12 protein-coding genes are annotated in these 16587 nt (G+C 67.5%); 8 read left to right on the plus strand and 4 right to left on the minus strand.

Annotation, left to right across the window (positions count from 1 at the left end):
- Positions 1–2: 2 nt before the first annotated feature.
- Genes AKJ09_RS53745 through AKJ09_RS43605 form a run of 3 tightly spaced genes read left to right on the plus strand, consistent with a single transcriptional unit; the run spans position 3 to position 4579 of the window.
- Positions 3–2552 carry a peptidase M16 family protein gene (locus tag AKJ09_RS53745; protein ID WP_169928354.1) on the plus strand — a complete coding sequence of 850 codons (2550 nt, stop codon included), beginning with the start codon at positions 3–5 and terminating at the stop codon, positions 2550–2552.
- Positions 2549–3736, plus strand: coding sequence for a phospholipase D-like domain-containing protein (locus AKJ09_RS43600; RefSeq protein WP_169928355.1), 1188 nt, complete (start codon positions 2549–2551; stop codon positions 3734–3736). Before AKJ09_RS53745 ends, AKJ09_RS43600 begins: the two co-directional genes overlap by 4 nt.
- An 18-nt stretch (positions 3737–3754) precedes the next feature.
- Positions 3755–4579, plus strand: coding sequence for a lysophospholipid acyltransferase family protein (locus tag AKJ09_RS43605; RefSeq protein ID WP_169928356.1), 825 nt, complete (start codon positions 3755–3757; stop codon positions 4577–4579).
- Positions 4580–4714: 135 nt separating this feature from the next.
- Here the strand turns inward: AKJ09_RS43605 and thiS are convergent, their stop codons facing one another.
- Positions 4715–4915: a sulfur carrier protein ThiS gene (gene thiS, locus AKJ09_RS43610; protein ID WP_146653770.1), complete on the minus strand. Its 201-nt coding sequence runs from the start codon at positions 4913–4915 to the stop codon at positions 4715–4717.
- A 221-nt stretch (positions 4916–5136) separates the two neighbouring features.
- On the opposite strand from thiS, the gene AKJ09_RS43615 reads away from it, so the two are divergent.
- The 4 genes from AKJ09_RS43615 (at position 5137) to AKJ09_RS43630 (ending at position 11666) form a co-directional block, all read left to right on the plus strand.
- Positions 5137–6246: a hypothetical protein gene (locus AKJ09_RS43615; protein ID WP_146653771.1), complete on the plus strand. Its 1110-nt coding sequence runs from the start codon at positions 5137–5139 to the stop codon at positions 6244–6246.
- Positions 6247–6354: 108 nt separating this feature from the next.
- The gene (locus tag AKJ09_RS43620) at positions 6355–9234 is read left to right on the plus strand and encodes a 2-oxoglutarate dehydrogenase E1 component (RefSeq protein WP_146653772.1); all 2880 of its coding nucleotides are present in this window, start codon (positions 6355–6357) and stop codon (positions 9232–9234) included.
- Between the two features lie 168 nt (positions 9235–9402).
- Positions 9403–10947, plus strand: a complete 1545-nt coding sequence (locus AKJ09_RS43625) for a mechanosensitive ion channel family protein (RefSeq protein WP_146653773.1) — start codon at positions 9403–9405, stop codon at positions 10945–10947.
- Complete coding sequence (locus tag AKJ09_RS43630; RefSeq protein WP_146653774.1) at positions 10944–11666, plus strand: hypothetical protein; 723 nt, start codon at positions 10944–10946, stop codon at positions 11664–11666. The genes AKJ09_RS43625 and AKJ09_RS43630 overlap by 4 nt, the downstream gene beginning before the upstream one ends.
- Before the next feature lie 6 nt (positions 11667–11672).
- On the opposite strand, the gene AKJ09_RS43635 is transcribed toward AKJ09_RS43630, so the two are convergent.
- Entirely contained in the window at positions 11673–13436 is a 1764-nt protein-coding gene (locus tag AKJ09_RS43635) for an MOSC and FAD-binding oxidoreductase domain-containing protein (RefSeq protein WP_146653775.1), read from the minus strand.
- Positions 13437–13491: 55 nt separating this feature from the next.
- Positions 13492–14790, minus strand: coding sequence for a PQQ-dependent sugar dehydrogenase (locus AKJ09_RS43640; protein WP_146653776.1), 1299 nt, complete (start codon positions 14788–14790; stop codon positions 13492–13494).
- 37 nt (positions 14791–14827) lie between these two features.
- Here AKJ09_RS43640 and AKJ09_RS43645 point away from each other — a divergent pair, with 37 nt between their 5' ends.
- Entirely contained in the window at positions 14828–16285 is a 1458-nt protein-coding gene (locus AKJ09_RS43645) for a pyridoxal phosphate-dependent decarboxylase family protein (RefSeq protein ID WP_240488827.1), read from the plus strand.
- On the opposite strand, the gene AKJ09_RS43650 is transcribed toward AKJ09_RS43645, so the two are convergent.
- Positions 16274–16495: a hypothetical protein gene (locus AKJ09_RS43650; RefSeq protein ID WP_146653777.1), complete on the minus strand. Its 222-nt coding sequence runs from the start codon at positions 16493–16495 to the stop codon at positions 16274–16276. The genes AKJ09_RS43645 and AKJ09_RS43650 overlap by 12 nt on opposite strands.
- Positions 16496–16587: the final 92 nt, after the last annotated feature.

Here is a 16587-nt window from a genome sequence, read left to right on the forward strand (position 1 = left end):
TGTTGGAGAGGCTCCGTCTCGTCGCTGTGGGTCTCGTGCCCGCTCTCGTACTCGCTCTCGTAGGATGCGGTGGCGGGCAAGGCGCGCAAAACGAACCCAAGAGCCCGTCGGCGGCAACGTTGCTGCCCAACGTCCGACGCGCCAAAGACAGGCCGCCGGTCGTTCTCGTATCACGCGAAGGTGATCCGAGCGGAGCCGTCGCGGTGGCGGTGTCCACAGCCGGCGTCGGAGACGTGAACGGTGACGACGACGATCCCGAACCGCCGACGGCGCTCGCTGCTGTCGTCGAAGCGCGTCTCGCGGCGCGAGGCCTTCGCGCGGCCGTCACCCCGCAGTGGGATGGATTTCGGGCCGTCGTCCTCGTCGACGGCGTGAAGAACGCCGAGCTTACGGCAGGCGCGATTCGCGCGGCGCTCGTGCCCCCGGCCGACGAGAAAGATGTGGCGGCGGCTCGCAAGAAGCTCTCGGCGCTCGCCGCGAGGCCCGTCCGCGATCCGGCGCTTCTGCGTTGGTCGCGGTGCGTTGGCTCGCCACGCGCACGCCTCGGCGCACCGAAGTCCGAGCTCGGCCTCGCTCGCCTCGAGGCATGGCGAAGCGCTGCGCACGGGCTCGGCCGCGTCGCGATCTCCGTCGCTGGCCCTGCGCCTCTCGGGGAAGCCGTCGCGACGGCAGTGGCACGCGGAGAGGCATGGAAGACCGCTGGGACGCAGGCGCCGGCGGTGACGACGACGGGCGCATCCGAAGGCGTCAGCGCCCCGAGCATCGACGCCGACGTGTACGACGCATCCGCGGACACGACGCTCGCGCAGGCCGTGGTCCACGCGACGTTCGACGTTCCCACGAGCAGTGCGGCGGTTGCGACCGCCGGGTCGCTCGGGGATCCGCACGGACCGCTGGCAACACGTCTCGCGGCGCTCGACGTTCCCTTCCGCCTGCGTGAAATCACCGGCGCGGCCCATCCGCGCGGGGGATGCGTGGGCGTCGTGCTCGAAGCTGCGCCGTCGGGCGCCTCGGGCCCCGTCACGGGGAACGACCTCGCCGCACGCGTCGCCGACGCCGTGGCCCTCGTTCGCCTCGAAGCCGAAGTTCATCTCGCGGAAGGCGGCGCGCAGGTCGACGGACGCACTCTGGCCACGCGCGCCGGAGATGCGCGCGAGGCGGCCGAGAGAGCCGCGTGGTGGGCGCTCGTCGATGGCTCTGCACCGGGTCCGACGGGAGGGGCGACGACGATTCGCCGTGGGTCCATCGCGCTCGGATTGCCTGGACGGCGAGGGTCTCCGCAGCAGGGCGCGGCCGTCGAGCCCTCGCGCGACGCGCTCGCCGCGGCGGCTGCGCGCGCCTCGGCCTCGTGGAAGAAGCCGGTGGTCGAAGGGCGCACGCGCGTCGAAGCCGGACAGGGCGAAGCGTGGGTCCTCGTGGCGTCGCCATGCGGCACGGAGAGCGAGACGGAGGCTGACGCCGGCGTGACGGCCCTTTTCGTCGCGGCCGCCGCGGAGAGCGCGAAGACGTCGCCCGAGGTGCACGTCGAGCCGTGGGTCGTAGCCGACGGCGCAGGTCTGCTCGTTCATGGCCCCGCGCTGGCGGGAGAGACGCCGGCGGCGCACGCACGGCGGCTCGCCGACGTCGTTGCGCAAGCCTTCGCCGCCGTGCCCCTGACGCCCGCGGCGCTCACGCGCGCACGCGCCGAAATGCTTTACCACGACGCCAACGCCGACGGCGCCGCGCTCGGCGTGCTTGCGAGTGCCCTCGCACCTTCGCATCCTTCGTGGGTCGTGGCGTGGGGGCGCGAAGACAGTCTGACGGCGTCGTCGGATTCGGCGGTCATCAACCGCGCGCAAGCCCTGCGCGCCGGCCCCCTTCGCGTCGCGATCCTCGCGAACGTCGACGGAGCGCAAGGCGATGCTGCGCTCCGCGCGGCGGACCGATGGATCGATCGCCACGAGGGGGCAACGCGGGCCTGCAGGCCGGCTGCTGCGGCTGCGCCTGCGCGGGCAGGCACCTACGCGGCAACTCCGCGCCCGGGCTCCCCGCCGGAGGCTCTGCTCGCCTTCCCGTTCCCCCACGGCGACGAGTCGGCGCGCGCGTCGGCGATGACGATGGCAGCAGCCCTCGACGGCGCCGGTGGACTGCTCGAGACCTCCGTGCTCGGCGCCTCGGGTCTTGCGCGGTCGGCGTCGGCGCGCGTGCTCGGCGGCCCTCGCGCGCCGGCGCTCGTCGTTCGTATCGTCGGTACGCAGGCGACGCTCGATGCGGCCGTCATGCAGACGCGAGCGCTCGTCGATCGCCTCCGCAAGGCTGGTCTTTCGGCCGCCGACGTCGAACGTGCGAATGCGAAGGTGGCGAGCGAAGCGGTTTCGAGTGCACTCGATCCTCGCGCGCGCGTCGTGGCCACCTGGCGCGAGAAACCCGTGCCGCCGGCGACCGATCCGAAGTCTCCGAGCGCCACCGCCGACGACGTGAAGGCGTTCGCGCTGAAGTATCTCGGCGAGGAATCGATGATCGTCGTTGCTGCACGGCCACCACGGCCGCCGCAACCGAGCCCGTCGCCATGACGACCGCGATGCCGAAACCGTGGTGGGCACCGACCGAGGTCTTCGGCCCGTGGTTCGACATCGACGACGACAAGGTGCGTCTCCTGCGCGACGGCGCCGAAGCCTTCCCCGCGATGCTCGAAGCCATCGCTCGAGCGGAGCGCGAGATTCTGCTCGAGATGTACTGGGTGGGCGACGACGAGGTCGGCGCCAAGTTCCGCGAAGCGCTCGCGGAGAAGGCGCGCGCGGGCGTCACGGTGCGCGTGATCTACGACGCCATCGGCAGCCTCGCGATCACCGACGGCTTTTGGTACCCCGTCGCCGCGGCCGGCGGCGAGGTTCGCGACTACCATCCCGTGTCACCCTTCCGACCGAGCTTCGAGCTCGCGCACGTGGAGCGGCGCGATCACCGGAAGATTCTCGTCGTCGACGGAGAGAACGGATTTACCGGCGGCATCAACCTCGCAAGACCGTGGTTGCCTTCGGAGGTCGGCGGCGAAGGCTGGCGCGACGACATGATCGAGGTCCGTGGCCGCGTGGCCAAGGAGCTTCGCACGCTCTTCTACAAGACCTGGCGACGCGTCTGGCTACGCAGCCTCGCTCAGGCGCCCGGTGGCCCCAACCTGCCCCATGATCTCGTCCCCCTTTCGAAGAAACCGAAAGGGCGAGTCTACGTTCTCTCGAGCCTGAGGCGCAGTCGGCGGAACGTGCGGAAGGAATACCTCACGCGCATCAATCGCGCAGTGAAGAGCATCGACATCGCGAACTCGTATTTCATCCCCGATCGGTCGGTGCGGGGGGCCCTCTTTCGCGCCGTTGCGCGAGGCGTGCGGGTGCGCGTGCTGGTGCCCCACAAGAGTGACGTGGCCGTCGTCCAGTTCGCGCTCGAGGCGATGTACGAAGCATTGCTCCGCAACGGCGTCGAAGTTTACTGCCACGCAGGTCCGATGATGCACGCCAAGACCGCCATCATCGACGACACCTTCGTCACCATCGGCAGCTACAACCTCGACGAGCGCTCGCGGACGAAGAACCTCGAGGTGAACGTTGCCATCGTCGATGCGCCATTCGCGTCGTACGTCCGACGGTGGTTCGACCGCGACGTGGCAGCGGCGATGCGCATCGATCTGTTCGAGTGGAGGGCACGACCGCTCCTCCGCAGAGGCGTGGAATACATGGCTTACGCGCTGAGGAAGCTTTGGTGAGCTCGAAGTGGTGAGAACGTGAGCAGTAACAGTCGTGAGAGTCGTGATGGCGAGCGGACGGAGTCGACGGCCCGTACCGTCAGGTTGAAGAGTCGGCAGGCCATGCGTGCGAGCGGCTTTGCGCTCGTGACGGCATCGATGCTTCCGGCGTTCCTCGCACGGATGAGTGTGACGCCCGCCGAAGAGCGACCTTCGGTGCGCGATCGCTGGGTGAAGCGCTGGGCGAACGCGCTGCTCGCGCTGTTCGACATTCATGTCGTGGTCGACGGCGCGCTACCGCCACCGCCGCGCGGACGAGGGCGACTCATCGTCGCGAACCATCGTTCTGCGATCGACATCGGTGTGCTGCTCTCCACCTTCGGCGGGACCATGGTGAGTCGCGCGGACATCGCAGGGTGGCCCGTCATCGGCGCGGCGGCGCGTGCCGCAGGCACGGTCTTCGTCGATCGGTCCAACGCGAAGAGCGGCGCCGCCACGCTTCGATCGATCACGAAGCACCTCGAAGACGGCATGACGATCGCGCTCTTCCCTGAAGGCACGACGTTCGACGGGGACGAGGTCCGCACCTTCCACGGCGGCGCCTTCGTCGCCGCGGCACGGGCCGGCGCGGAAATCCTGCCCGTCGGCCTCGCCTACCCCCGCACCTCCGGTGCCGCCTTCGTCGGCGAGTCCTTCCCCGAACACCTCGCCCGCATGGCCCGCAGCGACTCGACCCGCATGGTCCTCGCCGTCGGCGCCCCGTTCACCCCCACGAAAGACACCCGCGCCGCGGCCATCACCGGCCGCGCCCACGACGAAGTCAGCACCCTGGTCAGCCGCGCCCGCACCCGCTGCGGCCCCTGAAAGACGTCTCGGAACAGGACGTGCTGATGATTGCTCATCAGCACCAGCCCGAGAGTGTGATGGTGCATCGCTCTGCGGCCTCCGTGAGCAGATCCTCGTAGGTCTGCACGACGTGGGTCGTTCGGGAGCGAGCGTTCAGCCGCCGCCTACGAAGTGGACGATTTCGATCGCGTCGCCGGCGGTGAGTTGGCGGGAGGCGTGGTCGGCGCGAGGAACGATCTCGCGGTTGATTTCCACTGCCACCGGACCGTCGGCGAGGCCGAGGTGCGCAACGAGCTCGCGAACGGTGAGGGCATCGGGGATGTCGAGGGGGGAACCGTTGACCTGGATTTGCATGGCGTGAAGTCCGTAGGGCTCGGAAAAAGAAGCGTGCGGCATGCGCGCCCCGTCGTCGAGAACGTAGGGAAGGACAGCTGGTGCACGGCGTCAAACGTGCCTGATGGCAGTCGCACGCAACGGGTAGCAGGGCCATGAATGCGGGCGAGAAACGCTTGCCATCGCGTCGGGTTTTACAGACGATCCCTGCACCACGTCTCTCTTCCCGCGGAGGAAACTGAATGGCTGACGAGGATCTGCTTGTCCTTCCGCAGGTACCGGAAGCAAAACCCGAGGACCCGGAAGACGTCTCGTGGGCGCTCTCGACCGCCGAAGCCATGTGGGCGCGCGGTGAGCACGCCGAAGGCGTGAAGTGGATCCGCAAGGCGGCCGAAGCCGCGGCCGACGCGGAAGACGACAACCGCGCCCTCGAGCTCGCGAAGGCGGCCTCCGAGCTCACCGCGACCATCTCGCGAAGGTCACTCGCCTCCGCCGAAGTCGTCTCGTCGAACGACGCGCCCGCGACGCCATCGTCGAAACCAACGTCGTCGGCGCGTGCCGCCCCGCCCGTTCCGACATCCGCAACGAAAGGCCGCTCGGCGCCTCCGCTCCCTACGAAGAAGTCGGCGCCACCGCCCACCACGCCCACGCCATCGGCAAGCGTGCCGCCCGCTGCACCGAGGACCTCGCAGCCACCGCGCGCCTCGCAGGCCCCGCGTGGCGTTCCGCGACCTCTCGCGGTGAATGCGCCGACGCCTCTCGCTCCCGCGGTGAGTCCGAGTGCGGCGCCGCCGCCCGTCGCTCCCGTCGCTCAACCTCCTCAGCAGCCGCCCACGGTGCAAGCCGCCGAGTCACTCAAAGACACGCGGCCCGATGCGAATGCGAAGAAGAGCAAACGTCGCTCGCGCGAGAACATCGACGTCGACGGCTCACCGTCCTCACGACGTCGCAGCCGCCCCGATGCGGATTCGACGATCATCGGCAACGTCAAAGACCTCACGGGCGACGCGAGTCTGCCGCCGAGCACGAAACCTTTCGACGCGTCCCTGAACGGTCCAGCTTCGTCACGCGACGGCGATCGCATGACCGCCCTCGGCGCTCCGCCACGCGTCGAGCACGCGCACGTGAACGTGAACGTGAAGAAGAACGGCGGTTCGAGCTCGAGCGCAAACCAGCACGACCCTGGAATCCGCACCTCGCAAGCGGTGCGGGTCGTCGTTTGGCGCGACGCTACGGGCGTCCACGTCGCGCCTGCCGGAACCGTCGTCTCCGCCATCACGGTCGACGCCGTGCTCGTCGCCCTCGAACCGTCGGCCGACCTCACGGCGTGGCTTTCCGAACGAACACGCTGACCCTAGAAGACGGGATCCTGTCCGGGAGCATCGAAAGTGGCTTCGGATCGCGACACCACGACCGCCGCCCCTATGCGCTCCCGGCCACTGTGCTAGAAGGACCCCGGCATGTTCGACGAGTTCGGCATTAACGCAGGTTTTGTCGAGGATCTGCACGCGCGTTACCAGCAGAGTCCTCAGTCCGTCGACGAAAAGTGGCGACGATTCTTCGAGAGTCGTGAAGGCGGTGGGTCCGGGAAGCTCGAGCTTTCCTACCCGCCGTCTCCGTCTTCGAATGGAGTCAACGGCAACGGCGTCTATCCAGCGCCAGCGGTCGCGCGTAACGGCAACGGCGCAGCTGCCTATGCGCAGGCCCCGCACGGAAACGGCGCAGCTGCGTACGCGCAGCTCGCCGAGCCGCTGCTTGGTGGGGTCGCTCGCGACGAGCGCCTGCTCGCCGCGGCCGCTCTCCAAGGTCGCGTCTACCAGCTCGTCAACGCGTACCGCGTACGCGGTCACCTCTTTGCGAAGATCGACCCGCTCGGCACCCCGCCCGATGCGGCGCCCGAGCTCGATCTCGCCAACTTCGGTCTGACCGAAGCCGACTACGACGCGACGTTCCCCACGGTCGGCGTCGCCGGCCTTCCGGAGCGCGCCACGCTCCGCCAGATCATCGCGCACCTCTCCGAGACGTACTGCAGCTCGATCGGTGTCGAGTTCACGCACATCGAAGAGCCCGACGCGCGTGAGTGGCTGCAGAACGCGATGGAGTCGACGCGCAACCGCATCGCGCTCGATCGCAACGAATCGATCCGCGTCCTCACTCGCCTGACGGACGCCGAGATCTTCGAGCAGTTCGTTCACAAGAACTTCGTCGGGGCGAAGCGCTTCTCGGCCGAAGGCGCCGAGAGCATGATCGCGATGCTCGACCTCCTCGTCGACTACGCGGCCGGCCATGGCATCGAAGAGATGGTCATCGGCATGGCACACCGCGGGCGCCTGAACGTGCTCGCGAACATCATGGACAAGAACGTCCGCGAGATCTTCGCGGCGTTCCGTGACAACAACCCCGAGCGCAACCTCGGCCGCGGCGACGTGAAGTACCACCTCGGTGCTTCGACCGACCGCGTGACGTCGACGGGCCGCAAGATCCACCTCTCGCTGGCGTTCAACCCGAGCCACCTCGAGTTCGTGAACCCGGTCGTCGAGGGTCGCGTTCGCGCCAAGCAGGAGCGCGGCAAGCGCCAGGGCGTCATCCCGCTCCTCATCCACGGCGACGCGGCGTTCATGGGTCAGGGCGTCGTCCCCGAGACGCTCAACATGGCGGGCCTCGAGGGCTACTCGACGGGCGGCACGATCCACCTCGTCGTCAACAACCAGATCGGCTTCACGACGGTTCCGTCGGACTCGCGCTCCACGCGTTACTGCACGGACATCACGCGGATGCTGAAGGTCCCCGTGTTCCACGTGAACGGCGAGGATCCCGAAGCGGTCATCCAGGTCACCCGCCTCGCGATCGAGTTCCGTCAGCGGTTCCACAAAGACGTCGTCATCGACATGCTTTGCTACCGCAAGTACGGCCACAACGAAGGCGACGAGCCGCGCTTCACGCAGCCCACGATGTACCAGCTCATCGATCGCAAGCCGACGGTGCGTGAGGTCTACGTCAACCAGCTCGTCGGAAGCGGCCAGACCACGCAGGCCCAGGCCGATCAGATCAAGGCCGACCGTCAGGCCGCCCTCGCGCTGGCTCTCGAAGAGACGAAGCAGGGCGACTGGCTCCGCGCTCCGAGCGCGATGGAAGGCGTCTGGACGCCCTACTACGGCGGTCCCGACGCGCGCGTCGAAGAGGCCGATACCAGCGTTCCGCGGGAGAAGCTCATCGAGCTCGCCACGCGTCTCTCGGAGCTGCCGCACGGCTTCAACGCGAACCCCAAGGTCAAGGCCATCATCGACCAGCGCCGCGAGAAGGTCGCTGCGAACCAGCCCTTCGACTGGGGCACCGGTGAGGCTCTCGCGTTCGCGTCGCTCGTCTCCGAGAACACGCGCATTCGCATCACCGGTCAGGACGCGCGCCGTGGCACGTTCAGCCACCGCCACGCGACGCTCTTCGACAACAAGACGGGCGCTCGTTACACCGCGCTCGACAACTTCGGCACCGGCAAGTTCGACGTCTACGACAGCCCGCTCTCCGAGCAGGGCGTCCTCGGCTTCGAGTACGGCTACAGCCTCGACACGCCCGATGGCCTCGTCATCTGGGAGGCGCAGTTCGGCGACTTCCTCAACGGCGCCCAGGTCATCGTCGACCAGTTCATCGTGTCGGCGGAAGACAAGTGGCTCCGTCTCTCGGGCCTCACGCTCCTTCTGCCCCACGGCTACGAAGGCGGCGGTCCGGAGCACTCGAGCGCGCGCATCGAGCGCTTCCTCCAGCTCTCGGCGTCGGACAACATCCAGGTCTGCAACCTCACGACGCCCGCGCAGCTGTTCCACGCGCTTCGTCGCCAGGTCTTGCGGCCCTGGCGTAAGCCCCTCGTCATCTTCACGCCGAAGAGCCTCCTCCGTCACAAGGAGGCGGTCTCGACGACGGACGATCTCGCCAACGGCTCGTTCCAGCGCGTGATCGCCGACAAGGACACGAACCCGGCCGACGTGAAGCGCGTGCTTCTCTGCACCGGCAAGGTCTATTACGACCTTTACGATGCGCGTAAGAAGCTCGGGCGCAAGGACGTCGCCATCGTCCGCCTCGAGCAGCTCTATCCGATCAACGAAGAGCTCGCGAAGACGCTCGCGGTCTACGCGGACGGCACGAAGCTCGTGTGGGTCCAGGAAGAGCCCAAGAACATGGGTCCCTGGTACTTCATGCACTCGAACCTCCAGAACTACATCGGCGATCGCCTCCCCCTCTCCGTCGTGGCGCGTCCCGCCGCGGCGAGCCCGGCGACCGGCAGCCACTCGAGCCACGAGTTCGAGCAGCACCGCCTCGTCGACGAAGCACTCGGCAAGGACTGAGTCGCCCCATCAACCAAGCGCAAGCGAGGCCGGGGAGTCTTCTCTCTGGCCTCGTCGCTTTCCATCGCCAACCCCGCAACGACCGCACCCTAGGCACCGTCCCGTGGCGTTACACATTCGTCACCAAACCGCCGTCGGCGTGCGATCTGCGGTAAAATCCGTCATCGAATGAAACCCGAGCTCGTTTGGGCCCTGGGGCTTTTCGGGGGTGTGGTCGTCACCGCGGCGCTGATCAATCGATTCGCGCCCGCGGAGCGAGCACGCCTTCGCCGGCTCGTCATTTTGTTCGTGGTCTACGTCGTCGCACTCGGCGCTTCGCTGGGTCTCGCCGAGATCGGCGCCGTCACGTGGTCGAATCGCTTCGGCCTCGTCGCCGAGCTCCTTCAGGCCTTCACCGTCGTGAACATCGCGGCGACGCTCGGCCTCTCGGTGATCGTCCCTGCCCTCGGCCTTGCGATGCCGATGATCGCGAGCGATCTCCTCGTGGGTCTCGGCTACATCGTGACGACCCTCGGCGTCGTCTCCGGCCACGGCCTCGATCCCTCGAGCGTGCTGGCCACCAGCGCGGTCGTCAGCGCCGTGCTCGCCATTTCGCTCCAGAGCACGCTCGGCAACGTGCTCGGCGGCGTGGCTCTCCAGCTCGACGGCTCGATTCACGAGGGCGACTGGATCCAATTCGACAACGGACGCCAAGGACGCGTGCGATCCATTCGGTGGCGCCACACGGTCGTGGAGACGCGCGACTGGTCCACGATCATCGTGCCGAACGCGCAGCTCCTCGCGACCAACATCACCATCCTCGGCAAGCGCAACGGCGAGGCCGCTCCGCAGCGCATGTGGATGTATTTCAACGTCGACTTCCGCTTCGCGCCTACGAAGGTCACGCAGATCGTCACCGACGCTCTCACGGGCGCACCCATCGATGGCCTCGCCGACAAGCCTGCACCGGACTGCGTGTGCATGGATTTCGCGAAAGAGCCGGGCCAGAGCTTCATCACGTACGGCGTTCGCTACTGGCTCCCGGACATGATGCGCACCGACTCGACGGCATCGCTCGTCCGCGCACGCGTCTACGCCGCGCTCCGCCGCGCCGACATCCCTCTCGCCCTTCCGGCGAACGCGATGTTCGTCCAGCTCGAAGACGAGCAGCGCACGTCTCGCAAAGCGAAGCAGCGAGAGAACGAGCGGATGGTGGCCCTCCGCACCGTGCATCTCTTCCGCAACCTCACCGAGGCGGAGCTCGAGACGCTCTCCGAGGGAATGAACCACGTGATCTACGCGAATGGCGAGAAGATCACGCGCCAGGGTGCCGTCGCCCACTGGCTCTACATCATGACCTCGGGCACCGCCGAGATCCGCATGAAGGTCGATCCGGACGGTCCCAACGGTCCGCTCCCCGAGAAGACCAAGGTCGTGGCGAGCCTCAAGGCCCCCGACTTCTTCGGCGAAATGGGCCTCATGACGGGCGAGTCGCGCACGGCCGACGTCGTCGCCATCGGTGACGTGGAGTGCTTCCGCCTCGGAAAAGAGACCTTCGAGCGCGTACTCCTCAAACGTCCCGAAATTGCCACCGAGCTCTCCGAGAAGCTCGCCACGCGGCGCGTGGAGCTGCTCGCCGTTCGCGACGGTCTCGACGAGTCGCAGCAAAAGGCTCGACAAGCGAGCGAGCGTGAGCGAATCCTCCTCGGCATCAAGGAGTTCTTCGGACTGTGATCGGACACGAAATCGAAGTGCCCTCGGGCGAAGGTTTGGTACGCCTCGTCCGTGCCCTCGGACAGCATCGCTACGTGGCGAGCCGCCTGCATCTCGTGCACGCCTTCACGATCGAGGCGGCCTGCGCGGCTGGGCCGAGCGACGCGCTGACGGATGCGAGGGCGTGGGCCGAGGGTGTCCTCGCGAATGCGTCCATCGAACGCGATTCCAAAGACGAGCGGCTCTATCGCAAGGCCACCGACGCAGAGCTCGTCGTAGTGCTTTCGGCGTTCTGGAATCCCGGTCCGACCCGCGGGCGCGCCAAAGCCGCTCTCGAAGCGCGTCTTCGTGAAATCGGCGTCGACCCGGACGATCGCAACCGCGAGGCCTTCGACGAAGCCCACGAAGAGGATCTGTTTCCGGTGCTGGTCGATGCAGGTTGGGAGCTCCTGCCACTTCGCGCCCTCGATCCCGAGCGCCACAAGGGCGCCATGAGCGCGTTCGATGACGGCTTCGCGTTCGACGTGGCGAAGTTCGAAGAAGAGAACGCCGTTCCCCCGCTCGTCACGCTCCACGAGATGCCCGCCCTCGGCGCGGTCGAGCTGCTGCACGCGGTCGACGAGGCCGGTGCTCTCGGTGTGCCGTTCGTTCTCTGGGCGAATGGCAACGAGACCTATCTCGACTACGTGCTGCGCGGCGTACTCAAGATCGCAAAGCTCGACACGCTCCAAGCGTCGTAGGGCTGGTCACAGATCGACCACCACGTCGCCCTCGGGCTGCGAGCAGCAAATGAGCGCGTTGCCCGGCGCAGGCGGCTCGAGCGGCTCGGGATCATAAAGGAGCGTTCCGGAGACGAGGCCGCTCTCGCACGAATGGCACACGCCCGTTCGACACGACCAGCGCACGGGTACGTCGCATGCTTCGGCAAGCTCCAGAATGCTCCGATACTTCTTGCGGTCCCATCGCACGACGAGCCCGCTGCGAGCGAAGGAGACGAGTGGTCCGACGTCCGGTCCCGCGCCTGCTCCCTCGGGTGGATGAGGAGCACGCTTGGCGCGTCCCACCACGCCGGGTGTGCTCGATTCGCCTCCGCCGAACATCTCGCTGTGGATGCGACTCCGCGCGACGCCCCATCGCGCGAGCCCGTCGCGAACGTCGTTCAGGAACGCCGTCGGACCACAGAGATAGAAGTCTGCCTCCCGCGGAACGCCGAGAGACTCCACGATCGACACGTCGAGGTGCCCGACGCGGTCGAAATCGCGCCCGATGACGTCTTCGGCACGAGGGCGGCTGTAGACCACGAAGCTGCGTCCGTTGGGCAGCCTGGCCAAGAGCTCGCGCACCTCCATCGCGAACGGATGCAGCTCCCCGTTCCGTGAACCGTGAAGCCAAAACACGGGCCGAGCCGAGCCCGTTGCCACCAGAGCGTGAAGCATCGCGAGAACCGGCGTCACACCGATTCCAGCGCTCGAGAGCACGACCGGTCCCTCGCCTTCGCTCAGCACGAACGCGCCGCGCGACGAGCTCACGTCGAGAACGTCGCCCTCGCGCACGTGACCGGCGAGGTAGGCGCCTCCAGCCCCGTGGCTCTCGATCTTCACGCTGATCCGATACTGGTCCGCCGAAGGCGCGCCGGAGAGTGAGTAGCTGCGAAACAGGGCCGTGCGCATCACGTCGGGACGAAGACGGAGCACGACGAACTGCCCTGGTCGCGGCATTGCCAGCGAATGCCCGGACGTTGCCTCGAGCACGAACGAGAGAACGTCGGCGCTCTCGCGTACGATCGCCGCCACACGCATGGGGAAGAAGCCCGGCGCTGCCCCGTGCCCCGCGGCCGCGGGTTCGAGTCCTGCGTTGCCCGGGCCTCCTTCGAGAAGCGCACGGAACGACGCGCGCCATCCCTCGGAAAGAGCTTCGATTCGAAGCGCGCGCTCGAGCTCCTCACGCGGATGACGCGGAAGGTAGAGAAGTGCGTTGATCCGTTCGACGGACATCCGCTCGTCACCCGAAGCAACCTTCACGATGGCGTCGCCGGCCCCGACTTCGCCTTCTTCGATGACACGGAAGTAGAACCCTGGACGTCCTCGCCCGGTCAGGAGGGCCGGCATGCGCGGCTCGTTCATGCGCATACCAATCCGGTAACAAGTCACGCGCGGCTGCGTGACCTCGAACAGCGCGGAGCCGATGCGAAAGCGGTCCCCGATGCAGGTCGTGGCGTCTGCGAGACCTTCGACGGTGAAGTTCTCGCCGAACTGACCATGAACGAAGTCGCTGCGCGAGAGCTCCTTGGCCCAGTAGCGGTAGGAGTCGAGCTGATAGACGAAAACAGCACGCTGCTCGCCGCCGTGACCGGCGAGGTCGCCCTGACCATCGCCCACGACATTCAGTCTTCCTACGCGAACGCGCCCCGCCACCGGCGACTTCCACACCGCGGTGTGAACGGTTCGGCCCTGCCATTCGACGTCCCGAGGAAGCCCCACGTTCACCGAGACCAGCCGCGCGTTCGCCATCGTCCCCTCCGCCTCTCGGTTCGAGCGTCACGATCTCCGGCTCATCGAACGACGCTCATTGGGGCCTCACGCGATAGACGAGGCCGTTCTGATCGTCGGCGATGAACAAGCTGCCGGCAGGCCCGACGGCGAGCCCCGTCGGACGCGCACTCCGCGAGGTTCCGTCGGCTGACTGGAAGCCCCCGACGAACTGCGACCACTGCGTCGACGGATTCGTCCAGTCGACGGGCGTGACAGGGTCGTCTCCATTCATCGGCACGAGGGCAACGAACGGCGGCGCCGAGTAGACGCCGTTCGCCTTGTGCCAGGAGCCGTGCGCAGCGACGAAGAAGCCGCGTTGCGCTGAAGGGAACGCGTGTGCGCCCGCGTGACTTGGGCTGTAATGCGCAGCGCCGATGAGCGTGGAATACGCCGGAAACTCGACGCGAGGGACCACGGTCTCTGCGCAATCGGCTCCGGGGACGTACGGCACCTGGTTCTCTTCGCATTCCGGCCAGCCGTAGTCGGCGACGCCCGGATGCAGGGTCACGGCATCGAAGAACTCGTAGGGGTGGCCCTTCGGCAGATCGTCCTGGCCAGCGTTTCCGGCCCAGAGTGTGCCCGTGTCCGTGTTCGTCGTGAGCGCGATGGCGTTTCGGATGCGCGTGGCCTTCGTCTGGACGTTCGACCCGTCGAGCCCCATCTGCAAAATGACTGCGCGCGTACCATCGGCTTCGGTGCACGCATTGCACGACGATCCGACGGACGCGTAGAGCACGCCCTTGGCCACCGCCACCGACGTCGTGGAGTGAACGTCGCCGTCGCTGTTCGGTGCAACTGGCCCCGTCCGCACGCTCGCGATCTTCGAGGGGTTCACGCTCACCGCGCCGTCTTCGTAGCTCGCCGAATACACGCCGTGCTGTGCGCCGAAGAACACGGTGCAGGTGACCGCGTCGAAGGCCACGCCCTGCGTCGGGGCATCGTTCACCGTGGCGAAGACCACGGGACTACCCGCGCCACCAGCGTTCTCTGCGTTGGGGACGACATAGACGGTCGCTCCGTTCGTCGCGACCAGCAGATCGCCGTTGGGCAAAGCCGCGAGCTCCCGCGCGGCAGGGACCTGCGCGATGCGCTCGATCACGAAGCCCTGAGGGACTACGAGCCCCGTCGCGACCGCCGGCTCGACTCCCGGCGTCGATGGCGAAGGCGTCGTCCCTGGGCACTTGCCCGGTGTCCCTCCTGCTCCACCGTCGACGACCGGAGCATCGGAAGCCGGTTCCGAGCTGGTGCTCGAGCCCGTACCGCAACCGGCGGCAGCGACGAGGCCGACGAGCCCAACCACTCCGGCGAACGTTCGTAACGGCTGCGATCCCATGGAGACGAATGTAACGACGCACACGTAGAATGCGTGCGTGACGATACCGTCGTACCCGCTCGAGCTCTCCTCCCAAGACATGCGCGCCATGGTGCGCCAAGCGATGGACCGCATTGCCGCGCACATCGAGACGCTGCCTCAGCAGCCGATGCATCGAACGCGTGGAGGAAAGAAGCTCGCTCGTTCGCTTCGCGAACCCCTTCCCGAGCGCGGCGCATCCTTCGACTCGCTGCTCGCGCTGCTCTTCAATCGCGTCATCCCTGCGAGCCTCAACACGGCGTCGCCGGGCTACCTCGCCTACGTTCCCGGCGGAGGCATCTTCCACTCGGCCGTCGCCGATCTCGTGACCGACGCGACGAACCGCTACGTCGGCGTTTGGCTCGCCGCCCCTGCCCTGGTGCAGCTGGAGGCGAACGTCGTGCAGTGGTTCTGCAGCATGCTCGGGCTGCCCGACGGTTCGGGCGGAGTGCTCACCACGGGCGGGTCGATGGCGAATCTCATCGCCGTGGTCACCGCGCGTCGCGAGCGCCTGCCCAAGGACTTTCTCCGAGGCATCCTCTACGCCTCGAGCGAAGCGCACCACTCGGTGCAGAAGGCGGCGCTGATTGCCGGCTTTCCACCGGAGAATGTGCGCGAGATCGTGGTCGACGACCACTTCCGTATGTCGCCCTCCGCGCTCGAGCGCGCCGTGAGCGAGGACCGCGCACGCGGCCTCGAGCCGTTCCTGGTCGTGGCCAGCGCCGGCACGACGGGTACGGGCGCCATCGATGACCTCCCGACCATCGCGGCGTTCGCGCAGCGCGAGAAGCTCTGGCTGCACGTCGACGCGGCCTACGGCGGCTTCTTCGCGCTCACCGAGCGTGGCCGCACGGCACTCCGCGGCATCGAACACGCCGATTCGATCACGCTCGACCCACACAAGGGCATGTTCCTTCCCTATGGGACGGGCTGCGTGCTCGTGCGCGATCAGCAGGCGCTCCGGCGAACGCATGCCGTCTCCGGTTCGTACATGCCGCGTATGCAGACCGACGACGATCTGGTCGACTTCTGCGATCTCTCCCCCGAGCTCTCGCGCGACGCGCGCGGACTGCGCGTCTGGCTCCCTCTCAAGATGCACGGCGCAAGCGCATTCCGTGACGCGCTCGACGAGAAGATCGACCTCGCCCGCTACGCCGTCGATGCGTTGCGCACGATGCCGAGCGTGGAGATCGTCGCCGAGCCGGAGCTCTCGCTGCTCGCGTTCCGCTTTACGCCGCCGGGGTTCGAAGGCGAAGATCTCGACGCGTTCAATCGGCGTCTCGTCCAGCACGTCAACGCCAAGCAACGCGTCTTGCTCACGGGCGTCGTTCTACGTGGCACCGACACCGGCCGACTCGAGGGCCGGTTCGTCATCCGCATTTGCATCCTCAGCTTCCGGACGCACCGCGACCGAATCGACGCGTGCCTCGAGGACCTCCGCGCGAGCCTGAGCGAGATGCAAAGCTCAGGTCGATGAGTCGTCGCCGCCCTTCGCGTCCGACTCCGAAGATTCCGCGACGACCGGCTCCGCGTTGACCTCGAGCGTGTCCGCGCCAGGCACCCCCGGGCTCGTCGCGAGCGGGCGAGCCCACGGCTCCTTGGCCGTGCGGAGCACGATCGCGACCCAAATGACGAGGCCCACGACGACCGCGGCCGTGACCCCAATTAGCGCGTTGGCTTCAGGCATGCGAACGCATCCTAGTCGTGCGACGATGCGGCCGTGAAGTCCCATTCGGACCGCCCTAAGCGCAGCGTGTCGCAGCCGCCTCGATCAACCCA

Source organism: Labilithrix luteola (genome assembly GCF_001263205.1).
GTDB classification, from domain to species: domain Bacteria; phylum Myxococcota_A; class Polyangia; order Polyangiales; family Polyangiaceae; genus Labilithrix; species Labilithrix luteola.